The organism is Aneurinibacillus aneurinilyticus ATCC 12856, assembly GCF_000466385.1.
In the GTDB taxonomy this organism is placed as follows: Bacteria; Bacillota; Bacilli; order Aneurinibacillales; family Aneurinibacillaceae; genus Aneurinibacillus; species Aneurinibacillus aneurinilyticus.
The window spans coordinates 1-1,319 of sequence record NZ_KE952781.1 but is presented as its reverse complement, the minus strand read 5'-3'; the positions used below and the strand labels follow the sequence as shown (position 1 = coordinate 1,319).

Annotated in this window: 2 protein-coding genes; both read right to left on the bottom strand. The window is 32.1% G+C overall.

The window, feature by feature from the left end; genetic code table 11:
- Positions 1 to 9: 9 nt before the first annotated feature.
- Positions 10 to 276 carry a hypothetical protein gene (locus tag HMPREF0083_RS11720; RefSeq protein ID WP_021621583.1) on the bottom strand — a complete coding sequence of 89 codons (267 nt, stop codon included), beginning with the start codon at positions 274 to 276 and terminating at the stop codon, positions 10 to 12.
- Between the two features lie 389 nt (positions 277 to 665).
- Positions 666 to 1,010, bottom strand: coding sequence for an Imm8 family immunity protein (locus HMPREF0083_RS11715; protein ID WP_021621582.1), 345 nt, complete (start codon positions 1,008 to 1,010; stop codon positions 666 to 668).
- Positions 1,011 to 1,319: the final 309 nt, after the last annotated feature.

Here is a 1,319-nt window from a genome sequence, read left to right as displayed (position 1 = left end):
TGCCAAACGCTACATTTTTAGATTGCCACAAACATTCTTCATATAAAACTCTTTAGCTTCTTTATCAGCTAATGTTGTCCCTTCAGTAGCATGTTTACCTGCTACATAATCATACACATATAATTGTTCAAATGCTTTTTCATAGTCTTCATTTATAAGAGCTTGATAATAATTTTTAGTAATATTTTTTCCTTCACGCTCGGTAAAATAATTCAAAAAATTAGTCAACGCATAACCTAACAGTAAAATAGCTGTAGTTAAAATTACTTTCTTCATGTAATTTACTCCCTAAAAACATACTAACATTCAACTGACTTGTTAAAGATTTTAAAGTTCCACTTATGTCAACCTTCAATCAAATCCATGATTTATTTTACATGCGTGTAATTAAAAAAGCCAAGAGCCAGAGCATGTCATTAATACCCCAAAAATCACCACTAAGATTGATAAAACTATATTATTTTTTATCCGTATAGAGAAAGTACCGGTTATAATACCTCCTAATGCTACACTAAGCCAAAAAAACCTCACTATAAAAAGGGGAAAACCCGGTAAATAATTATTGAAATAAAGTAATGCCCATATAACTTGGAACATCAAAAACAATAATAATACCAAATTTATTTTTTTATTCAATGGAACACCTCAATAAAATCATGATTTATTTAACTGTTCTCCTGATAATTTTCATAGTCCCAATAAGCATATCTGTTAATAGCAAGTGCTGTTTCTTCCCATGTTTTTCTCTTACAGTTTTCTAATAAGTGTTTAATTTTTTGTTCAAGAAGGCTAATATTGAAATCACTCATTATAAAAAGTCCCCTGCCAACCTCAATATCACAACCTTGTAGTCGACTAGGACTAACAACGTACACTACAAATATATCAACATCCTCTTTTCCTTTAGTGCCTATATCTGCATGTAACTGTATCCAAAAATTATCTAGACTTTCTCCCCAATCTTCAGAGATAATATGCAATCCCTTTAACTCTGGAACTATCAGCTTCAACTACCTCCTAATAGAGTTAATTTTCAATTAACTTCTATATAGAATTCACTTAACGTATTAACAAAAGCTTAGGTGGTTGGAAGTAGGAGATTCGGGAAAAACAAGGGGTTGGATGCGCCCTGCGCTCCGGTAGAAAAATAGGCCAGTGTGTCTTTTTCTAGTCTCTGATTTTCTCCGTCTTTTCCTACCCCTACCACAAAAGCTTATCAATTTACCAAACCAGATGTATATAGTAATATAGGTTAAATCAATGATCTAGTAGTCTGCATTTAGATCTGTAGTTGCCCAAAAACACTTACACAAATTTAC